This is a genomic window from Parabacteroides sp. KHUB-02, from assembly GCF_056640955.1.
In genome coordinates this window covers 444,648-464,039 of record NZ_JBWQEV010000001.1, presented here as the reverse complement: position 1 = coordinate 464,039, position 19,392 = coordinate 444,648, and the positions used below count along the sequence as shown (strand labels likewise).

Annotated in this window: 22 protein-coding genes and 2 tRNA genes; 5 read left to right on the top strand and 19 right to left on the bottom strand. The window is 44.1% G+C overall.

The window, feature by feature from the left end:
• Positions 1-87 precede the first annotated feature (87 nt).
• Positions 88-381 carry a DciA family protein gene (locus ACYIA1_RS02235; protein WP_005865842.1) on the bottom strand — a complete coding sequence of 98 codons (294 nt, stop codon included), beginning with the start codon at positions 379-381 and terminating at the stop codon, positions 88-90.
• A gap of 2 nt (positions 382-383) precedes the next feature.
• On the bottom strand, positions 384-1,481 hold the full coding sequence (recF, locus tag ACYIA1_RS02230) for a DNA replication/repair protein RecF (protein WP_009276542.1): 1,098 nt from the start codon (positions 1,479-1,481) through the stop codon (positions 384-386).
• A 148-nt stretch (positions 1,482-1,629) separates the two neighbouring features.
• Between recF and ACYIA1_RS02225 the strand changes: the two genes are divergently transcribed.
• The 5 genes from ACYIA1_RS02225 (at position 1,630) to ACYIA1_RS02205 (ending at position 3,553) form a co-directional block, all read left to right on the top strand.
• Positions 1,630-2,313: a tetratricopeptide repeat protein gene (locus ACYIA1_RS02225; RefSeq protein ID WP_005861596.1), complete on the top strand. Its 684-nt coding sequence runs from the start codon at positions 1,630-1,632 to the stop codon at positions 2,311-2,313.
• Between the two features lie 76 nt (positions 2,314-2,389).
• The gene (gene ribH, locus ACYIA1_RS02220) at positions 2,390-2,872 is read left to right on the top strand and encodes a 6,7-dimethyl-8-ribityllumazine synthase (RefSeq protein WP_008774114.1); all 483 of its coding nucleotides are present in this window, start codon (positions 2,390-2,392) and stop codon (positions 2,870-2,872) included.
• A gap of 54 nt (positions 2,873-2,926) precedes the next feature.
• A tRNA-Tyr gene (locus tag ACYIA1_RS02215) sits at positions 2,927-3,009 on the top strand.
• A gap of 25 nt (positions 3,010-3,034) precedes the next feature.
• Positions 3,035-3,107, top strand: a tRNA-Gly gene (locus ACYIA1_RS02210).
• Positions 3,108-3,220: 113 nt separating this feature from the next.
• Positions 3,221-3,553, top strand: a complete 333-nt coding sequence (locus ACYIA1_RS02205; RefSeq protein WP_008774115.1) for a hypothetical protein — start codon at positions 3,221-3,223, stop codon at positions 3,551-3,553.
• A 9-nt stretch (positions 3,554-3,562) separates the two neighbouring features.
• Here ACYIA1_RS02205 and ACYIA1_RS02200 read toward each other — a convergent pair whose 3' ends face one another.
• The 17 genes from ACYIA1_RS02200 to ACYIA1_RS02120 all read right to left on the bottom strand — a co-directional run bounded on the left by ACYIA1_RS02200 (position 3,563) and on the right by ACYIA1_RS02120 (position 19,389).
• Complete coding sequence (locus ACYIA1_RS02200; RefSeq protein ID WP_005861590.1) at positions 3,563-3,763, bottom strand: hypothetical protein; 201 nt, start codon at positions 3,761-3,763, stop codon at positions 3,563-3,565.
• Between the two features lie 51 nt (positions 3,764-3,814).
• Entirely contained in the window at positions 3,815-4,135 is a 321-nt protein-coding gene (locus ACYIA1_RS02195) for a DUF4491 family protein (protein ID WP_008774116.1), read from the bottom strand.
• Between the two features lie 291 nt (positions 4,136-4,426).
• The gene (secG, locus tag ACYIA1_RS02190; RefSeq protein ID WP_057327074.1) at positions 4,427-4,807 is read right to left on the bottom strand and encodes a preprotein translocase subunit SecG; all 381 of its coding nucleotides are present in this window, start codon (positions 4,805-4,807) and stop codon (positions 4,427-4,429) included.
• Positions 4,808-4,814: 7 nt separating this feature from the next.
• Positions 4,815-5,582 carry a hypothetical protein gene (locus ACYIA1_RS02185; RefSeq protein WP_122383089.1) on the bottom strand — a complete coding sequence of 256 codons (768 nt, stop codon included), beginning with the start codon at positions 5,580-5,582 and terminating at the stop codon, positions 4,815-4,817.
• Position 5,583: 1 nt separating this feature from the next.
• On the bottom strand, positions 5,584-6,120 hold the full coding sequence (locus ACYIA1_RS02180) for an LptE family protein (RefSeq protein WP_005861582.1): 537 nt from the start codon (positions 6,118-6,120) through the stop codon (positions 5,584-5,586).
• Between the two features lie 4 nt (positions 6,121-6,124).
• Positions 6,125-7,315: a sigma-54 interaction domain-containing protein gene (locus ACYIA1_RS02175; protein WP_005865833.1), complete on the bottom strand. Its 1,191-nt coding sequence runs from the start codon at positions 7,313-7,315 to the stop codon at positions 6,125-6,127.
• A gap of 104 nt (positions 7,316-7,419) precedes the next feature.
• Entirely contained in the window at positions 7,420-8,247 is an 828-nt protein-coding gene (locus ACYIA1_RS02170) for a lysophospholipid acyltransferase family protein (protein ID WP_005861578.1), read from the bottom strand.
• 3 nt (positions 8,248-8,250) lie between these two features.
• Positions 8,251-9,138, bottom strand: a complete 888-nt coding sequence (locus tag ACYIA1_RS02165) for a CDP-alcohol phosphatidyltransferase family protein (protein ID WP_005861576.1) — start codon at positions 9,136-9,138, stop codon at positions 8,251-8,253.
• A gap of 7 nt (positions 9,139-9,145) precedes the next feature.
• Positions 9,146-9,874, bottom strand: a complete 729-nt coding sequence (locus tag ACYIA1_RS02160; protein ID WP_005865829.1) for an SDR family NAD(P)-dependent oxidoreductase — start codon at positions 9,872-9,874, stop codon at positions 9,146-9,148.
• 11 nt (positions 9,875-9,885) lie between these two features.
• On the bottom strand, positions 9,886-10,353 hold the full coding sequence (locus tag ACYIA1_RS02155; RefSeq protein ID WP_005861572.1) for an FAD synthase family protein: 468 nt from the start codon (positions 10,351-10,353) through the stop codon (positions 9,886-9,888).
• A gap of 168 nt (positions 10,354-10,521) precedes the next feature.
• A complete protein-coding gene (gene pdxA, locus ACYIA1_RS02150; RefSeq protein WP_005865827.1) occupies positions 10,522-11,631 on the bottom strand; it encodes a 4-hydroxythreonine-4-phosphate dehydrogenase PdxA in 1,110 nt (369 codons plus the stop codon).
• Between the two features lie 16 nt (positions 11,632-11,647).
• Positions 11,648-12,685, bottom strand: coding sequence for a DUF4837 family protein (locus tag ACYIA1_RS02145; RefSeq protein WP_008774122.1), 1,038 nt, complete (start codon positions 12,683-12,685; stop codon positions 11,648-11,650).
• A gap of 16 nt (positions 12,686-12,701) precedes the next feature.
• Positions 12,702-13,733, bottom strand: a complete 1,032-nt coding sequence (rlmN, locus tag ACYIA1_RS02140) for a dual-specificity RNA methyltransferase RlmN (protein ID WP_057327073.1) — start codon at positions 13,731-13,733, stop codon at positions 12,702-12,704.
• 136 nt (positions 13,734-13,869) lie between these two features.
• Positions 13,870-16,005 carry a peptidylprolyl isomerase gene (locus ACYIA1_RS02135; RefSeq protein ID WP_005861564.1) on the bottom strand — a complete coding sequence of 712 codons (2,136 nt, stop codon included), beginning with the start codon at positions 16,003-16,005 and terminating at the stop codon, positions 13,870-13,872.
• Between the two features lie 96 nt (positions 16,006-16,101).
• On the bottom strand, positions 16,102-17,355 hold the full coding sequence (locus ACYIA1_RS02130; RefSeq protein ID WP_005865821.1) for a hemolysin family protein: 1,254 nt from the start codon (positions 17,353-17,355) through the stop codon (positions 16,102-16,104).
• 1 nt (position 17,356) lies between these two features.
• Complete coding sequence (gene lptC, locus ACYIA1_RS02125; RefSeq protein ID WP_008774124.1) at positions 17,357-18,022, bottom strand: LPS export ABC transporter periplasmic protein LptC; 666 nt, start codon at positions 18,020-18,022, stop codon at positions 17,357-17,359.
• Positions 18,023-18,024: 2 nt separating this feature from the next.
• A complete protein-coding gene (locus ACYIA1_RS02120) occupies positions 18,025-19,389 on the bottom strand; it encodes a tetratricopeptide repeat protein (protein WP_005865816.1) in 1,365 nt (454 codons plus the stop codon).
• Between the last annotated feature and the right edge of the window lie 3 nt (positions 19,390-19,392).

The following is a 19,392-nucleotide window of genomic DNA, read 5'->3' as shown; positions in this document are numbered from 1 at the left end:
ACTGGGTCAAGCCATATATACTTACCGGGGCTGGGCAGTATATGTTACTTGCCCCAGTAAGTAATATTGCGAATGGTAAAGCCACACTCAATGAAAAACGATATTGGTAATGACCGAGGCACCCGCGTAATCATTCAAGCTTTTCACCAACCGTTCCCGGCAAAGCGTCAACTCGCTACGAAGTACGGAGGAAGTCAATGAGACATGAAGCACCTTATCACGTACATATATATTACGTGTGTACTGCATGATCGTAGGCCCTAAAACTTCTCCCCACGCACGCTGAACCCGGATCTCCATCATTTTCTCGTACAACTCGGTATTATCCTCGAAAAAGTCACGAAGCACCTCACCCAATGTCTGTGTATTTCTTCTCTGCATCCTTATTCCTCCATAGGTTGTACCTCGCCACGTTCCACACGGAAGAGGGCATAGTCATGATTCATAGCCAATAAGATCTCATCCAGATACTTCCGGTTCGTATCCGTAATAAAAATCTGCCCGAAGCCATTCTCGCTGACCAGTTTGATGATCTGCTCCACACGGCTAGCGTCCAGCTTATCGAAAATATCATCCAACAGCAAGATAGGTGTAGTCCGTCCCCGTTTATTTAGGAAAGCGAACTGAGCGAGTTTCAAGGCGATCAGATACGTCTTATTCTGTCCTTGCGAACCAACCCGGCGAATCAGGTACCCGCCCAACGTCATTTCCAGCTCATCCTTATGGATACCGGAAGAGGTATAGCCCAATATACGATCCCGTTCCCGGCTCATCGCCAATTTACCGGCAAGCTCCGTTTCCTCCAATTGCGAGATATAATGTAGCCCTACCTCCTCGGCAGAGCCGCAGATCGTCTGGTAGTACTCATTAAAGATCGGGGTAAAATCCTCCACCAGTTTTTTCCGCTTCTCGTAAACGATTTGGCCGTACATACCCAGCTGCATCTCCAATACCTCATAAAGAGAGGCATCCATGCTCTGATCTTTCAGCAACGTATTCCGTTGGAGCAACGCTTTATTATATTGGATAAGCGCATGCAGATAAGGCTTGTCCTGCTGCGAGATGATTAAGTCCAAAAAACGGCGTCGCTCATCGCTCCCCCCCCGGATCAAGTCGGCATCAGCCGGAGAGACCATGACCAACGGTAATAGGCCGATATGCTCGGACAGCTTGTCGTACTCCTTCTTATTCCGTTTGAACTGTTTGCGTTGCCTACGCCGCATGGCACAGAAAATCTCCTCCTCACGTCCTTCATAATCATAGTTACCCTGCACCACGCAAAGATCTTGATCACTGTTTATTATCTGGCTATCAGGCGTATTGACATGACTCTTGCAAAACGAGAGATAATGAATGGCATCCAATAGATTCGTCTTCCCCATCCCGTTATTGCCGAAAAAGCAATTCATCTTGGGCGAGAAAATAACCTCGGACTGAAGTATATTTTTGTAATTGAGAACAGAAAGCTTCTTTAGTATCATCTAAACCGTATTAATCGTACAAAATTAAAAAATATACTTCTAAGTATAGATTATATCAGCAAAAAAAACTACTTTTGCGCTTTGAATCGCCAACCGTATGGTATGGCTTAAAATCAGCGATAAAATTAATAAATAACTATAACACATTATGGCTACTAAAGAAAAGGACACCAACAAGGAGTTAGAAGTAGAAGAGATTGTCTCCAAATCGGAGCAATTCATTGAAAACAATTCAAAGAAGATTATTTACGGTATAATAGCTGTCGCACTCGTTGTTGGAGCTGTTTTGGGAATCAAGCATGGTTATTTAGTTCCTCAGGAGAAAAAAGCCGCCGCCGCCATGTTCAAGGGCGAGCAATACTTCGCCAGAGATTCTTTCGCCTTGGCTTTAAACGGCAATGGAGCTGACTATGAAGGTTTCGAGGCTATCATCGACCAATATGGAAGCACGGACGCCGGAAACTTGGCAAAGGCTTACGCAGGTATCTGTTACTACAAGATGGGCGATACACAGAAGGCGCTCGATTTATTGAAATCTTTCAGCGGAAAGGACCAAATGGTATCTCCGGCGGTTACAGGCTTGATCGGTGATTGCTACGTGAACATGGGTAATACGAAAGAAGGAATCAGCTATTTCGAGAAAGCCGCTAAGGAGGCCGACAACGAGGTAATCAGCCCGATTTACTTGAAGAAGGCCGGTATCGCTTACGAGAACTTGAAAGAGTATGACAAGGCTGTAAAGGCTTACACGACTATCAAGGACAAGTATTACACTTCCATGGAGGCATCCGATATCGATAAGTATATCACCCGTGCTTCGGCAGGAAAATAAATAAACAGTATATTATATAGTATAACAGAGGATGTCTCGGTCAAACAAGGCATCCTCTTCTTTTAAAGAGACAAGTATGGCTACAGCTTATCAGAATTTATCCGAGTACGACTTCAACAGCGTACCTGATGCTTCAGAGATGAACATCGGCATCGTAGTTGCGGAATGGAACAAGAACATTACCGAGAAGTTATTGGAAGGTGCTTGCAACACGCTTGAAAAGCACGGGGTGAAACCGGAGAACATCGTAGTTAAACGAGTTCCGGGTAGTTTTGAACTGACTTTTGGAGCCAAAAGATTGGCCGAGACTAAAGAATTAGACGCTGTGATCGTTCTGGGATGCGTCGTAAGAGGCGATACGCCACATTTTGATTACGTTTGTTCCGGCGTTACGCAAGGCATTACAGAATTGAATTTAATGTACGATATTCCTTTCATTTTCGGCCTGTTAACTACCGACACCATGCAGCAATCCGAGGATCGTGCGGGAGGTAGATATGGCAATAAAGGGGACGAGGCAGCGGTTACCGCAATAAAAATGGTAAATTTTTCTGCCTAAACGCTTGCAGGTTTCAAAATAAATCGTACCTTTGCACTGCAATTAAGAACAAGGGGGCAGTTACCAGAGTGGCCAAATGGGGCTGACTGTAACTCAGCTGGCTTTCGCCTTCGGTGGTTCGAATCCATCACTGCCCACCTTTTTAATTCGCAACATATTATTGCGGAAGTAGCTCAGTTGATAGAGCATTAGCCTTCCAAGCTGAGGGTCGCGGGTTTGAGCCCCGTCTTCCGCTCTAGGAAAAGAGGAAAATCGAAAGGTTTTCCTCTTTTTTTATATCCTCGTATTACTATATATCCGGGATAATGTCTACTTTAGCCCCCAATACAACAAATAACAAAAAGAGAGATGAAGATGGTGAAAGGGATATACGTGTTGCTGACAATGTTCCTATTGATGGGATGCGCTACGGTAATGAATCCTTATAAAATGGACAACCGAATGCATAAGATAGAGCTAGGGATGACCAAGCAAAAGGTTATATCGATACTAGGAAAGGATTTTGAGTCGGCTGGCGCACGGATAACCCCCGACGGCCCGATAGAGAGTATCAGTTATAAGACGGTAACCATGACGATAGCCGACTACTCTGAAGGCTACTACATCCTAAGCTTCAAGAATGGGATACTAGTGGAGTGGTTCAAGGAAAAGACACCGATCAATAACAATACAGCGAACTAAGGTCTCCTTTTAGGCCACTAAAAACAAATAAGGCAGATGCCTCTGGGCATCTGCCTTCATTCTTTTACGATTATAAACTTTCTTCGATACATGAATCCGGTTATGACTGACCGGCCTGCCGTGGTTTTCTAACTCGGCCTCACGACTGCCTTTCCGGTTAGCCTTTATGTACTCGACTAACGGATCTTGCTTTTTTCTCTTTGTCTTCATAGCTTTATTGCTTTTATATCGCTTTCACGAGCGCAAAGATACGAAAAGAATTCATTTCACCTCACTATCGTCCCAAGGGTATTTTCTTTTCGGATTTCTAGGGAACCAACCTTTCTGCACACGCTCCTCCTGCTCGAAAATCTCCTTGATCGTCCAGAACGATGAGAAGGCGAATACGCCGCAAATAGCGGACACAAACACGCTGTCTATAAACAGGGAGGCTATCACTCCTAAAATCCCCAAGACAAGGAATATCCACCAGCATTTCGTCCCCCAATAATACTCGGCCTTCACGACTACCGGATGAAACAGACCGATAATCAAAAATGTAACGATACCGATCAACAACCCATCAAAATTTATCATATCCATATCTGAGTATTTATACTTATTACTATTATATGTAACAAATATACGAACAATATTCCACTTAACTGATCATTTCTTTCTATGAAGAGATAGAAGCCCCTATTCGCAATAATCGTCTCACAAAGATGAAACGATCTTTTCATATACGTGATACGATCTTTTCACCCTTGTGATACGATCTTTTCACATAAGTGAAAAGATCAAGACCTAAAGAAGCTTCCACTTAAAGTAGCACAAAAAAAGCCACATCCATTGTTAGTGGATATGGCTTCTATATTATTCTCAAATACAATCTTATTTGTTGCTTTCCTCCGCAGGTGTAGTAGCGGGAGTTTCCTCTGCCGGAACTGCCGGTTGTTGCGCTGTACCAAAGTCCGGAGCGATCGTGTTAGGATCGATAGAGACAGCGTCGTTCACTTGTTGCTTGATCTCTGATTGAGCGGCATGCTCAGTTCTGGGGATAAATGCGGTAATCACGATACTCAGTACGATTACGGCACCCGCCAAACTCCAAGTAGCTTTCTCCAAAAAGTCTGTGGTCTTACGTACACCCATGATTTGGTTAGAAGAAGAGAATCCTGAAGCCAAACCTCCACCTTTTGAGTTCTGGATCAACACGATCAAGATTAATAGTATAGAGGCAATCAGGATTAAGATAGAAATAAATACGTACATCTTAGTTTTATTTTTTAGTGTTAATAATCAACTTTTCCAAAAATCTGATTTGGTCTGCAAAGTAAACATTTTTTTCTGGATATTTCAAGCTTAAGTTTTTAATAATTTGCAAAGCCTTATCATATCGCTTCTGTTTTATATAAATCCGGGCTAAAGTTTCCGTAAGGCACGAGTCTTCCAGCGATTTGGACTGCTCATCATCCAAATCTTTCACCGACTCTGGAGTCTCCGCACGGCTGGTTTCCTCACGGATTTCCAGCCCACTACCCGGCATACGCTGTTGGTCATTTTTAATGAACGAATCGATCAAGTCGTGATGTCGAAGCCTATTCTCCGTATCCTCTCCAGATGGCTTCTCTTCTTCCTCTTTCGATAATGACCAAAACATATAATCTGACGATACCGATGGCTGGAACAGGAACGGGGCTTCTTTCTTAGGCTCCGGTTCCTCGTTACGGTTAGAGAGGAATGCGTCTATCAAGGAGAAAGTATCCTCTTTTCGCATATCCGGCTCATGCTCCACACGGGAGTTCAAGCCATATTTATCTCCCTCTATCAGTTGGAACAGCATTTTCCGGTCCGGCAAGAATATCGCCATCTTCTCCAGCTCCGAGGTAAAACTCATATCATTTAATACGGCCAGATTCTTTAGATACAACATCCGTGCCACTTGAAAATACGGGTAATCCTCCACGATTCGTCGCAACTCAAGAAGAGTCCCCTCGGTCAATTCCGAAGGCTCCTCCATCAAACGATATAAATCCTCCGCCCTCATTCTACCAATTGGCAACCGTAGCGTTATAGATTTGGTCTACTATTTCCTCTATGATTTCCTCGCATAATGTTCCCTCTACCTGCTGCGGCATCAAGTTACTGTCGAACTCGCGGTAAGCGGAGAACGACTGCTCGAAATCCTCATCCGGGTTAACCCGGTTGGAGTAACGAACCCGCACCGTGATCGTCAACCTCGTCTGCGAGGCGATAGCATCCTCCTTCACGGCCATTGGAGCGAAGTCGTAACCAGTGATCTCACCCTCCAACTCAAGGTCGCCATTGCTCGGAACCAGTTGCAGACGAGTCTGACGGATGTAAATATCCTTCAAATCCTCCGTAAACTGCGGCGCAAGGGTCGGATTCACGTAGGGAGCTTGGTTCGTGAAGTCACGAATCGTAATGGTCTTCACCTTCGTATAATCGATAGAGGCTCCATTAAACTTATAGGAAATAGAGCAAGCCGTAGCCAATACCGTCAAAAATGAGAGTATAAGCCAATTGGCTGCCGACAAACGTATGTTGACAATCTTCTTTAGCATATTTTTATTCCAAATTGTATTCCTTGATTTTTCGATATAACGTACGCTCCGATATCTTCAAGTCGGCCGCCGCGTTCTTCCGTCGCCCGTTATGCTTCTCCAAAGCCTTACGGATCATCTCCTTCTCCACCTCTTCCAAGGATAAAGTCTCCTCTTCCACATCCTCGGCATCTTGGATCGTCGGGTGCATGGCATGAACCGCCGCCGGATGGATCGGATGCGCATAAGGGGTATCGTCTGCCACCGTTGGCATCGGGATATTCCCTCCCATGATATCATGCACTAATTTCTTTAGCTCGTTCACGTCCTTTTTCATATCGAACAAGACTTGATAAAGGATCTCCCGCTCGCTGTTAAATATCTTTTGATCCGGATCTTGCTTCACCAATACCGGATATTTCTCAACATTCACGTTCGGCAGATAAAGGCGCAGGACATCCGCCGTTATATCCCGTGTCTCCTCGATTACGGAGATACGTTCCGTGATATTTTTCAACTCACGCACGTTACCCGGCCAACGGTAAGAAACCAATAATTGACGGGCCTCATCATCCAAGCGGATCGGCGGCATCCGGTATTTCTCGGCGCAATCACTGGCGAACTTACGAAATAATAAGACGATATCTTCCGGACGCTCCCGCAAGGGAGGCACTTGAATAGGCACCGTATTCAAACGATAGTACAAATCCTCCCGGAATTTACCTTCCGAAACCGCCTGCACTAAATTCACGTTCGTAGCGGCAACGATACGCACGTTCGTCTTCTGTACCTTGGAGGAACCGACCTTGATAAACTCACCCGTCTCCAACACACGAAGCAAGCGTGCTTGCGTAGGAGTTGGCAGCTCTCCGACCTCATCCAAGAAGATCGTTCCACCGTCCGCTACCTCGAAATACCCTTTACGGTCGGCCAACGCCCCGGTAAAAGAACCTTTCTCGTGCCCGAAGAGCTCCGAATCTATCGTCCCTTCCGGAATGGCGCCACAGTTTACGGCTATATATTGTCCATGCTTACGCTGACTGTTCTGATGAATAATTTGCGGGAAAGTCTCCTTTCCGACACCACTTTCTCCTGTAATAAGAACAGATAAGTCGGTTGGCGCTACCTGGAGCGCAACATCGATCGCACGATTTAATCCGGGGTTATTACCAATAATCCCAAAACGCTGTTTTATCTGTTGTACATCAACCTTCATCACTCTTTCACTTTTAAAATCTGTAATTATTTCAGTTACTCTGCCAAAATTACAAATCTTAATTCAAACTACCACTATTGATAACAGATTCTATCGGTCGTTTCTTATTTTTTAGCACCATATGTACGTTTATACAAGAACTCGGCAAGATCCTTGTCTTCCGGGATGGCGGCGATCTCTTCCGGCGAGATAGGCTCACCGATATATACATCCGCTTTCTTTCCACGCTTATTGAAAGCCTCTGTAGGAATACGCAAGGTACGTATTTGCCAGCTGATATTCCCTAGCCAATAGAAAAAATGGGTATTTTGGAAATCAAAATAAACAGGGTATACCGGTGCTTTCGCCTTACGAACTAAGCGGATCACGCTATGCGCCCACGATAAATCCCGTACCTGTTTCTCTTTTTTATTATAAAATGAGATCGCTCCAGCAGGGAAGAAACCCATCGGATGACCTTCTTTCAGGCGTTGCAGGGATAGTCGCACGCCATTGACATTCGCCGGATTCGCCCCTCGCTTGTGGGAATCGGGCACCACGGATATGAAATTATCCTCCATCGCCCCGATCTTGGTCAAGATGCCGTTCACCATCACCTTAAAGTCCGGACGGCGGGAAGCGAAAATATCAATCAGCATGATTCCATCCAACGACCCGATCGGATGGTTGGAAACGGTAACAAAAGCCCCTTCCGGCAGATGATCTAAAATCTCTTTATTATGAACCTCATAGCTGAGATCGATAATGGGGTCATGCAATAAAGCGGAAGTAAACTCAGCGCCCCGTAAATGACAATTCCGGGCATGTACCTTATTAACCAGATCCACACGTAAGCACTTTATCAGCAACTTACCCAACCATGTCCCCACTCGCCCCTTGAAGAACGGGGCCATCTCTTGCAAATCGTAAATGTCAACAACACTCTTCTTCATACTTTATCCTAAAAACGAGGCACACATCTTCTCGTGTTTCCTCATCACTATCGCTAGTACGATGTTCAACACGATGATCTCGTATAGGTAATAAGCCCAGACCTGTCCCGTTAGTACGATCACAAACATAACCATCGTCCGGCCATTAAAGGTCAACAAGTCTATGTAACGCATTAAATGACGACTCTGTTTACGAAAGTCCACACGGATATTCTCCGGAATATTATCCCCATACTTCGCGTGCAAATTTTGTAACATACTCTGTAAGGTAGGCGTAGCCTTCACTTGCAACATCGTATACCAACGATATAAGAAGTAGAAAAACTTGTTAATGCCATACTTCATCTCCTTATGTTTCGCCTCCACCTGTTCCAAAGACTGAAACTCCGATCCTTTATCCTTACTGATAAAATAAAGGTGAAGCGTCTTATAATAATCCGTGATATTCGCTTGGACTAAATGAGACAGACCGGATAAGACCGCCAAGGCAAAGAACCAATCCGTACCGTAATCATGAGACAGACGAAGAGCGAATCCGATATAGATCGAAGCGAACCAGATATCCCCGGCGAATCCGTCCAAGATACGCCCGATAGCGGACTTGATCCCTGTAAGACGTGCCAGCTGCCCATCCACGCAGTCGAGGATATTGGCAAATACCAACAATAATATACCGCAGATATTATATGTCAAATTATCGTGATAAAACATAAATCCGACCGCCGCACCCACGAAGATCGAGATAACCGTAATCATATTCGGGGTAATCCCCGTGCCTCGCAACATACGAGCAATACGAAATCCTATCGGACGATAAAAAATTCGGTCTATCTTATTTTCTGTTTCTATCGACTTTAACGATGCTTCGTATTCCTTATCCAACTCGCTCATTTGTTTCTTATTTATACGAGTAACCGCCATCCACAACGACTACCTCGCCATTAAAATAACTATTCTCTATCAACATTTTATAAACTTCCGCCAATTCATCCGGGTCGCAGAACCGTCCCAAAGAGACCTTGTTCTCTATATTCCGACGGATCTCGGCAGGCTTTGTTTTCTGCCATTCCGTATCGACAAAACCGGGAGCCACGGCATTCACACGCAGTTCATAGGGAACTAAGAACTTCACCATGTTTTTGACCAGCGCATGAACAGCACTTTTCGTCACCCCATATGCCAAGGATACCGAATGAGGCTGTATTCCCATCAAGGAACCCGTAAACACGATACTTCCCCCCTTATTAATCCGTCCAACAATCTTCTGTAAAAGAAAGACCGGGAAATGGATATTAGCAAAGAAAACCCGTTCCCAATCCTCGAATGAAAGTTCCTCAAAAGGATCCCGACAGGTCATTCCCGCATTGAACACAAGGCCGTCCAAACGTAGCCTATTCTCCTCCAAGAAAGAATCGATAACCCCGATCGTATTCCGATCCGAGATATCGGCCCGCAGAATAGAAACCTGTATATCGAAACGCCCCACCAACTCGCTACGTACCTCCTCGGCCGCCGCTTGGTCGGAAGCATAAGTCAGTATAAGGTTATATCCGGCCTTTCCTAAACAGGACGCTACCGCCTTTCCTATCCCTTTTGTCCCACCGGTAATTAAAATAAATTTATCCATGAAACTGATCGTTATTTAGCGGCAGATCCTTTCACTGTTTCCGGCTTCGCCTGACGTTGGGTTGTCAGATTCGCCTCATAAGAATCATGTATCGTTTTTTTCAGATTCGAGGAGGAAACCCCCGTTCCGTAAGGGAAATAAAATACCTGAACGCCTAAATCCTTCAGATAGTCGTACTTTCCGAACCAGTCATCACCTACCACGAAAGCGTCGATATTCAGCTTCTTCACGATTTCCGTATGATCTAAGGAATGTTGTGGAATAACGATATCGGGAGTCTTCAACGCCTCGATGATCTGCAAACGTTCATGGAACGGAATGATCGGCTTCGCTTTATAAGAAGAGACCAACTCATCTGTACTAACCCCGACGATCAATATATCCGCCAAACTACGGGCGTAATTGATCATCCTAAGATGATTATAATGGAACATATCAAACGTCCCGGATGTATATACTATCGTTTTGTCTTTAAACATAATCGTAATTTTCGTTTTAAACCGCAAACTTACGCAAACTTTTCCTATCTTAAAAGTTTAAAACCAAAAAGCGTCCCACGCCCCATACAAAAATGTCATGTCAATAACATCCATTCGTTATTAACATGACATTTTATGTATTTATTGAAACTTGTCAGGAAAGATCTACTATAATCCGTCCGTATCGTCCTCTTTCGTCAAGTCCAGTTTCTCATTATCTCCCCCCCTATCGAAATATTGCTTACGCAACGGATTGGCGGTAGCCTCTTGATAACGCAACCGGTTCCGGAAGATATCCAACGCCGCATATAAGGCTTGGCGGAACGACTCTTCCGAAGCCACGTTCTGCCCGGCTATGTCATAAGCTGTTCCGTGTGCCGGAGAAGTCCGTACGATCGGCAATCCTGCCGTATAGTTCACCCCGTCATCCATCGCCAACGTCTTGAAAGGAGCGAGCCCTTGATCATGATACATCGCTAAGACACCATCAAATTTATCATACATCTGCGAACCAAAGAAACCGTCAGCCGCATAAGGGCCAAATGACATTACGCCTTTTTTCTCCGCCTCTTGCATTGCCGGTATGATAATCGTCTCCTCTTCCGTACCCAGCAATCCGGCATCACCGGCATGAGGGTTTAAGGAAAGAACCGCGATACGTGGCTTCACAATACCGAAGTCTTGCTTTAACGACTGATTGAAAATACGCAGCTTATTCACGATATCGCCCACGTTGATGGAAGACGCAACTTGCGACAATGGAATATGCCCCGTCACCAAAGCGACACGAAGATCATCTTTCATCAAGATCATCAAGGCTTTTTTATCCAAACCACCGAAGCATTTCTCCAAATACTCAGTATGCCCGGGAAAATGAAAATCCTCGTTCTGGATATTATGTTTATTGATCGGGGCGGTAAGCAGTACATCCACTACTCCCCGCTTCATATCCGTAACTGCCGCTTCCAACGCCTTGAAAGCCGACTCACCGGCAACCGGCGTAGATTTCGACAACTCCACCTTGGTCTCGTCCTCCACGCAGTTAATAATGTTCACCCGGTTTACTCCTGCATCCTCCGCATGTGAAATAATATTCATATTGATAGGAGGAAGCTCCAATGCCTTCCGGTGATAAGCGGCTATCTTGGACGAGCCATAGATAATCGGCGTGCAAAGCTCCGCCATGCGGGTATCGGAAAAGGTCTTTAATATTACCTCATAGCCGATACCATTTATATCTCCGTGGGTGATCCCCACTTTAATCAGTCGTTCTTCCATATATTTTGTTTGTTTATTACTTTTTCTCTTTTGGGATATCTAATGTCTCAGTTACCGGTTCATCAAATTCACCCGGCAAACGTAACGTAAATAAGGCAGCTTCTATTCTACGCATGAAATTACGCTTGTCTGTCTCCGGAGCATACACAAATCCCTCGGCTACAACCACACGATGATTCTTTTCATCCAAGCGGGTGTGGCTTACGAACGGGCCTCCCATCATATCGCCTTGCATTCTCCACAAACCGCGCATCACGCCACAATATTTACCATTTAAGGTTATTGGCGTATACTCCACTCCCGCACGCGTTTCTGTTTGCATATAGGAACCCGGGAACGAACCCGGCAGATTCGCCTTCAATACAGAATCTCGTTTAGCGACCAGATATTCCTCCGTAAACGTATTCGGATCAGTATAAGGGAAAGTATATACGATTAAGTCCATACGGCCTGTGTTAGCGTTATTGGAAGACCAGAAGAAATCTGTCGTATCCTTATAGTACGTGAAGTTTGCCGGAGCGTTTAACATCACGTTCAGGTCGCTTTTCAGGTTATCCATAACCACCATACTATATTCCTTTTGTAATTGCTCTATCGCACGATTCATCTCCACCTTTACGAAGAAATCGACCAACGCCTTCTCATGGGTCTTTGAATACTCGACGATCGACTCCGTATTAGGAGCTTTCAGCGAAACAACCACCTGCCCTCTAGCCCAGACATTATTCTCGTAGCCTACAGAAACTTTCGTATAAGCGGTGGGGTCTATCGTAACCACTAATATATTCCTTACATACCGTAACAGACCTGTAAAATCCTTTGGTTGTACGTAGGTAATCTTCAAAGAAGGCTCGGCTTGCGGAAGTCCGGGCACCGAAGAGGCCAACTCAGACTTTATGGCTTCTCCCGCAGGGCCTTTCCAATCCTTTTGATCCATAACCACGACAACCTCATATGCGAAGCCCGTAGCTTGAGTCATCACAGAACCTGAATTACATGCTCCCATCAAAACAAGAAGCAGCAACATACCGATGAATAAAGAACGTGTTTTCATACCTGTGTGTTTTATATTATACAAATGTAACATTTTTCGCGGTAGAAAGCATTCCACAAGCGGCGAAAATATCCTCCCCACGTGATGCCCTTATCGTGCATACAACTCCTTTGGCGTTTAAGAAATCCCGAAACGCCTCCATTTTAACGATATCGGAAGTCTCTAAAGACACATTCGGTATCGCATGAAAACGGATCAAGTTTACCCGACAAGGAATTCCACCTAATAAACAACTCAAAGCTTCGGCATGTTTCAAGCTATCGTTCAAATTTTTAAAAACAATGTACTCAAAAGAGACACGTCGTTGATGCGAAAAATCATATTGTTCGATTAAATCGATCACCTCCCTCGCTGGGAATGCCTTTTCAACCGGCATCAAGGAAAGACGTTCCATAGGATAGGGCGAGTGCAGACTTACGGCCAGATGACATTCGCTCTCCTCTAAAAAGCGTTTCAAGCCTTTCGTCACACCAATGGTTGAAACCGTGATACGCTTCGGGCTCCACGCATATCCATACGGGGCCGTGAGTATTTCCAAAACCTTGAAAAGCTCGTCTACGTTATCCAGTGGCTCCCCCATTCCCATGAAAACGATATTCGTCAATGAATCGTTTTCCGGCAAGGACTGGATCTGGTTCAATATCTGGTTCGCTGTCAGGTTTGCCGTGAAACCTTGTTTTCCCGTCATACAAAACAAGCAATTCATTTTGCATCCGACTTGAGAAGAGACGCAAAGAGTCGCCCGATCATCCGTAGGAATATAAACAGACTCAACAAAACGCCCCGGTCCGGCAGCATATAGATATTTGATCGTACCGTCTTTCGACTTTTGATACTCAGATGGCGGATAAGCCCCGATCTCGAATGAATCCTCCAATAAAGCACGTTTGGCTACCGCTATATTTGTCATCTCCGAAATCCGGGTTATTTTCTTCTTATAAATCCAATCGGCCATTTGCTTAGCCGCATATGCGGGAAGACCCACCTCAGACGCTACACCTTTCAGTTCCTCCAAGGTCATCCCTAATAATTGTCTTTTGTCAACCATGCTATCGATATTTTCTTATTCGCGAAAGTACGAGAAATATTCCACAAAATAAAGATCCCCTGTTTTGCCGTCAAAATAAATATATCTTGACGACAAAACAGGGGATCTTTTTTATCTTAAGTATAAATACTCTTTATTAATAGAAACGGATACGGTTGTCTTCCACCTTAGCGTTGTTGACCATAGATTGGATAGCTTGGAATCCTACACGATACGCGTTCGAAGCATCCAACGCACGGATTTCCTCAGCCTCGTTGAACTCCTTACCATCTTTATTTCTTGCGTATACCTTGAACACATATACACCGTTGTTACCTTTAACCGGAGCACTTACTTGGTCAACTTGAGCCATAGAAACCATAGCGTTCAAGTTCGGTTCGATACCGATACCAGCGATACGGCGAGTACCAAAGTTCACGAACTTTACAGAGTCTACAGAAGAACCCATCGTTTCAGCATATGCCTCAACTGAAGTTAAATTCTTAGCAGCCAATTCCTGAGCGATCTTATCGCCTTTTTTCTGGGCAGCCAATTCAGCTCTCAAAGCCGGAGCGACCATATCAACCGGACGATACCCCTCGGAAATACTTCCTTCTACAGCAGCCACGACAAATTTATCACTACACTCGAAGATCTCAGAGATAGAACCTTTATCGTTCTGGAACGCCCAACGAATTACCGGACGTGAATTCTTGATAGAACCTAACAACTGATCATCCGTAGTAACCGTTGCACCTGAAATCAAGTTATAACCGGCTTCCTTCGCATTCTCCTCCAATTTAGCCATAGAGTTGTTCTTCGATACGAATTGATTCAACTCATTGTAGATGTTGCTATAGGTCTTAGAGCTAGGAGATACAGTCATGTCGATATCTGCGATCTTATATTTTTCAACATTTCCTGTTTTCTCTGTTACTTTTACAAGGTGAGTACCATATAAAGATTTCACAACCGCTACCTCATTCAATGGAGTTGAGAAGACAGCCTTCTTAAAATCATCATTCACACCTCTCAAAGCGGTAACCTCTGTAAACCAACCTAGTTCACCACCATTCTCGGCGGCTTGGTCTGCTGAGTATTTCTTAGCTAATTCAGCGAAATTAGCGCCACCTTTCAACGCCCCCATCAAGCTATCAGCCAAAGCAGTTGTCTCAGCCTCAGATTTACCGGCCAACATGATGTGGCTAACTTTTACTGAGTCCGGAGCAACCGTCTTATCGACTAACTTAAACATTCTGTATTTGTCATTCTCGAATACAGGACCATAAACAGCGCCAACCTCAGAAGTCGTAGCGAATTGTTTCATCTCCGGATCCAAAGCCTTCTCCGTGAAGAAAGCGTCAACATAAGGAACCTCAGAGTTCTCGTTTACTACATCAGCCACTCTTTCAGACGTAGCCAGCTCCTCTTTCAAGCTCTCGATCTCGGCCTGTGCCTTATCATAATCCTCTTTACTCGGACGGATATCTACGGCGATATATTTAATTACCTTAGATTCTTTTTGTTTATAAAGCTCCTTGCGTTGGTTATACAATTTCTCGATCTCGCTCTTGCTTACCTCAATCGTTGAATCCGGAATCGTAGCATATGATTGCATAGCGTAAATGATATCCGAATTCTCGGCATTATCATTATAAGCTTCCTTAGCGTCCAATGAATTCGCGGAAATAGCCTTGCTCAATAATGTCGTATATTTTTGCTCCAAACGTTGACGTTTGATGTTCTTCTCCCAGAACAACCAGAAGTTCTTAGCTTGAATCAGCTGTGCCTGTTGATCTGCCGGATAGCTAGCGATATTATCGGAATCGATTTGTTTCAAGAAATTCAACAAAGCGGCCTTATCAAAAGCACCAGTCTGAGGATTCGTAAACATTTGCATTTGTTGGATCAACGGAGAGATATTCTCACCTTGAACCATATCAAACAATTCTTCCGGACTTACTCCCATACCTAATTTAGCAGTAGCCTCGTCCAACACGACCTCTTGTACCATCGCATCGAATACGGACTGGCGAATCTGTGTCATATATTCCTCGGGCAGGCTGGCTGAACCGGATTGCATCTTATACATCTCGGCCATCTCATCAACGCGACCTTGATAATCTTGAATTTTTACAACCTCTCCATCAATCTCGGCGATCCGTTCCTGTGATTGCCTAAAATAAGTAGAACCAGAGTTTAAAAAGTCTCCAATGATAAAAGCGAACAATGCCAAACCCACCACGAGTACCAGCAGTCCTGCTTTGCTTCTAATTTTTTCCAGCGTAGCCATTTATCTTTATTATTTTTTAAAGTTTATTATTTCACATTTTAAGGGCACAAAGATATGAAAAAAAGGAAATTCCACAGCATATAATCCTTTTTTTTATCAAATCCCTACTTTCATACGTACAAGTTCGATCTTCGTAGCCGTTACTTTGATTATCTTAAACGAATATTTATCGATCTGGACAGTCTCGTTCAATTTCGGGAATTTTTGATAGAAGTGCAAGATAAAACCGGCGATGGTGACATAATCATCCGACTCCGGAAGATCCAACCCGAACATTTCGTTCAAGGTATCAATCTCCATCCTACCCGACAGCAAATACTCATTGTCCGATACTTTTTTAGCCACATGCGACTTCATATCGTGCTCGTCCTCAATCTCTCCGAAAATCTCCTCCACCAAATCCTCAAGTGTCACGATACCCGACGTACCGCCAAACTCATCCACGACAACAGCCAAGCTCTTCTTCTCTTGCATCAGCAGTTTCATCAGTTTATTCGCCGCCATCGTCTCCGGAACGATCGATACGCTACGGATATGCTGGGTCCAATCCTCCGGATTCTTGAAAAGCTCGGAAGAATGGATATACCCGATAATATCGTCAATATTCTCGTTATACACCAATATCTTCGAAAGTCCTGTCTCGATAAACTTAGAACGCAATTCCTCTATCGTAGCCGACGTATCACAGGCTACAATCTCCGTCCGGGGCACGATACAATCCCTCAAACGGACATTCGAGAAGTCTAAGGCGTTTTGGAAAATCTTAACCTCCGTATCCATATCCGAATTTTGCGGAGCATCTTCCAGACTTTGCTGTATAAAATAATCCAAGTCTACCTTGCCTAATGCCTGAGGTGAACTTTTCAAGTTCTTCACGCCCCCTAACTTCAAAATCAAAAAAGATAGCAGGGATGAGAACTTGGAGACCGGATACAGGATGATATATATGATAAATAATGGTATCGCAAATATATTGAGTGATAAATTAGGATTCAACTTAAATATGGTCTTGGGAATAAACTCCCCGGCAAACAAGATCAAGATCGTAGATATCACGGATTGGATAAAAACGATCAATGCCTCATTCGCAACCACCTTGGCTATAAACGGCTCCAATACGATTGCCATCTGAAGACCATAAACGACCAACGCAATATTATTTCCTACCAACATGGTAGAGATAAACAAATTTGGATTACGATAGAAAATACCCAGTATCTTACTGGATAGACTACGTTCCTTCTTATCCAGCTCGAAACGAAGCTTATTGGAGGAGATAAAAGCGATCTCCATCCCGGAAAAGAATGCGGAAAATGCGAGGGAAATTAAAATATAAGTCAGCGTCCCCACCTTAATTACTTTTTATTGAATCTATTTGTGACACATCTACCCGGGCACTATCCCCCTGAGCTGTCCGTGTCGTATCGGCCGGAGCATCGCTCACCGGGAAAATACCTTGTGAGTTAAATATCTTATACTGAGTCATATCTTGGTTCGACTCAAAACCTATACCTGTTATGATCTTATCTTCTTGCTCGATACGCATAAACTTATCAGAATAAACCTTCTCTTGCTTCTGGTCCCAGAACAATTGGGAAGTCTCAAAATGCTCCCCTTGCAGACTTTCCACCTCTACATTACCGATCAGCTCCCAAAGCCCCTTTTTATCATAATAATAGGCTGTATCCGCCTTAATACTCGCTTCTGTCTGGAATAAGGTATCGAACTTCTCCACGTAGATCCCCTCGGGGAAATACCAATGGGGTTCCGCCGCCTTCCCATAAATCTGCCACTCTTTCGCTTTCAAGCGATATCTCGTGATACCAGAATCGGAGATCAAGGATGACACATCCGTAGCCTTCATCGTATAAGTCTTGTCCGGGTCAAACTCAACATCAACCACCTCCTTATGCTCCTTACTGCAAGAGGCAGAAAACAAAAGAAGCATAACAACCACCACGAAGGTAGTTGTTATGCCCATATTTTCCGTTTTACAATGAAAACGATTTCCTATCATAATTACCGAATCGTTGTACGCTCTCCGATCCAACCACCGACAGTGAAAGGTTTTCCCTTCTCCAAATCCGGGTGCATGAAGATCTCCTCCGTAGAAGGAAGGTGAGCACGATAAGATGATATCAAAGTATTAGCCTCTTCAGCAACACTCGGATCTACCTGTTTCGCTTTCTCAAATTTATCGATAGCGGCATTATAAGCAGCTCTTGCCAATACTCCATCATTCGGGAAGACAGATTTAGAAGTAGCGGCATACATCTTGCCGATCAATAAATAAGCATTGCCATAGTTAGGATTTACCTCCAAAGCTTTCTGGCAATATTGTCTAGCCTTTGAATAAGCATTTTGCTCAAACAGCAACAATGCGATCATATAATAATCATCAGCTTTTGAAGTCGCGTCCGTTTCTAAATTCGCGGCCTCATCAAAGTATTTAATAGCCGTATCATAATCCTTTATCTTAACGGCTTTCTTTCCTAGCCCAACAGCAGCCTCGGCACTAGGTTCTTGACGATAAGCATAGTCTGATGCCAAAAAGTAAGCCTCGATTTCTTGGCAACCTGTTCTTCTCAACAAGGATATAGTCTCTTTCAAATAAGGTAAGTTGTCCTTATTCTCCTCGATCTTAGCAGCATACAAATTCTGCAAAGTCTCGCAATCGGCAGCACCACTATTCGCAAAGGCATTATCAACACCACTCTTATATGCGGTCAAGGCATTCACTTCTTTTTGATTGTTTGCAGCCTGCGCAGCTTTTAACTGAGCATCCAAGCCACCAGAAACCTTCAAATAATCTTGAATATACTGCTCTTTGAAGTTCGGATCGTTAACCATTTTCTTCATAGAAGAGAAACTAAACAAGGAGAGACCTAGAGCCTCCGTATCAGCACCTTTCTCATCAACGATCTCTTTCAACCAAGTATAGGCCTGATTATAGTCGGCATTATCGCCAGTTTGCGCTAAATAATCTTGCACTTTTCGAGCAACGATCCAGTCTTTTCCATACCGGCGATCATTTCCAAAATATTTCACACGCTTGTCGTAAACTCCCATCAAATCATCAATAAGAGCTTTCTTCTTAGCGGGATCTTTCTCTTGGGCGATCTTCCAGCCCATAATTTTCACACCGTACAAATAGATATCTTTTGTAGCGGCAGGACACTCATCGTACACGATCTTCCAGAAATCAAAGGCGTCTTTGAAGTTTCCGGCTTTCGCGTAAGGAACGAACAAGCTGATATTGGTAATACAACGCACGCTATCCTCACCGGAACCGAACTGTGTACCATTATCTACTCCTTTCTGCGCATAAGCGCCTAACGTACCCATAGTACATCCAAGCGCTAGTAATAAAACTTTGATCTTCATATC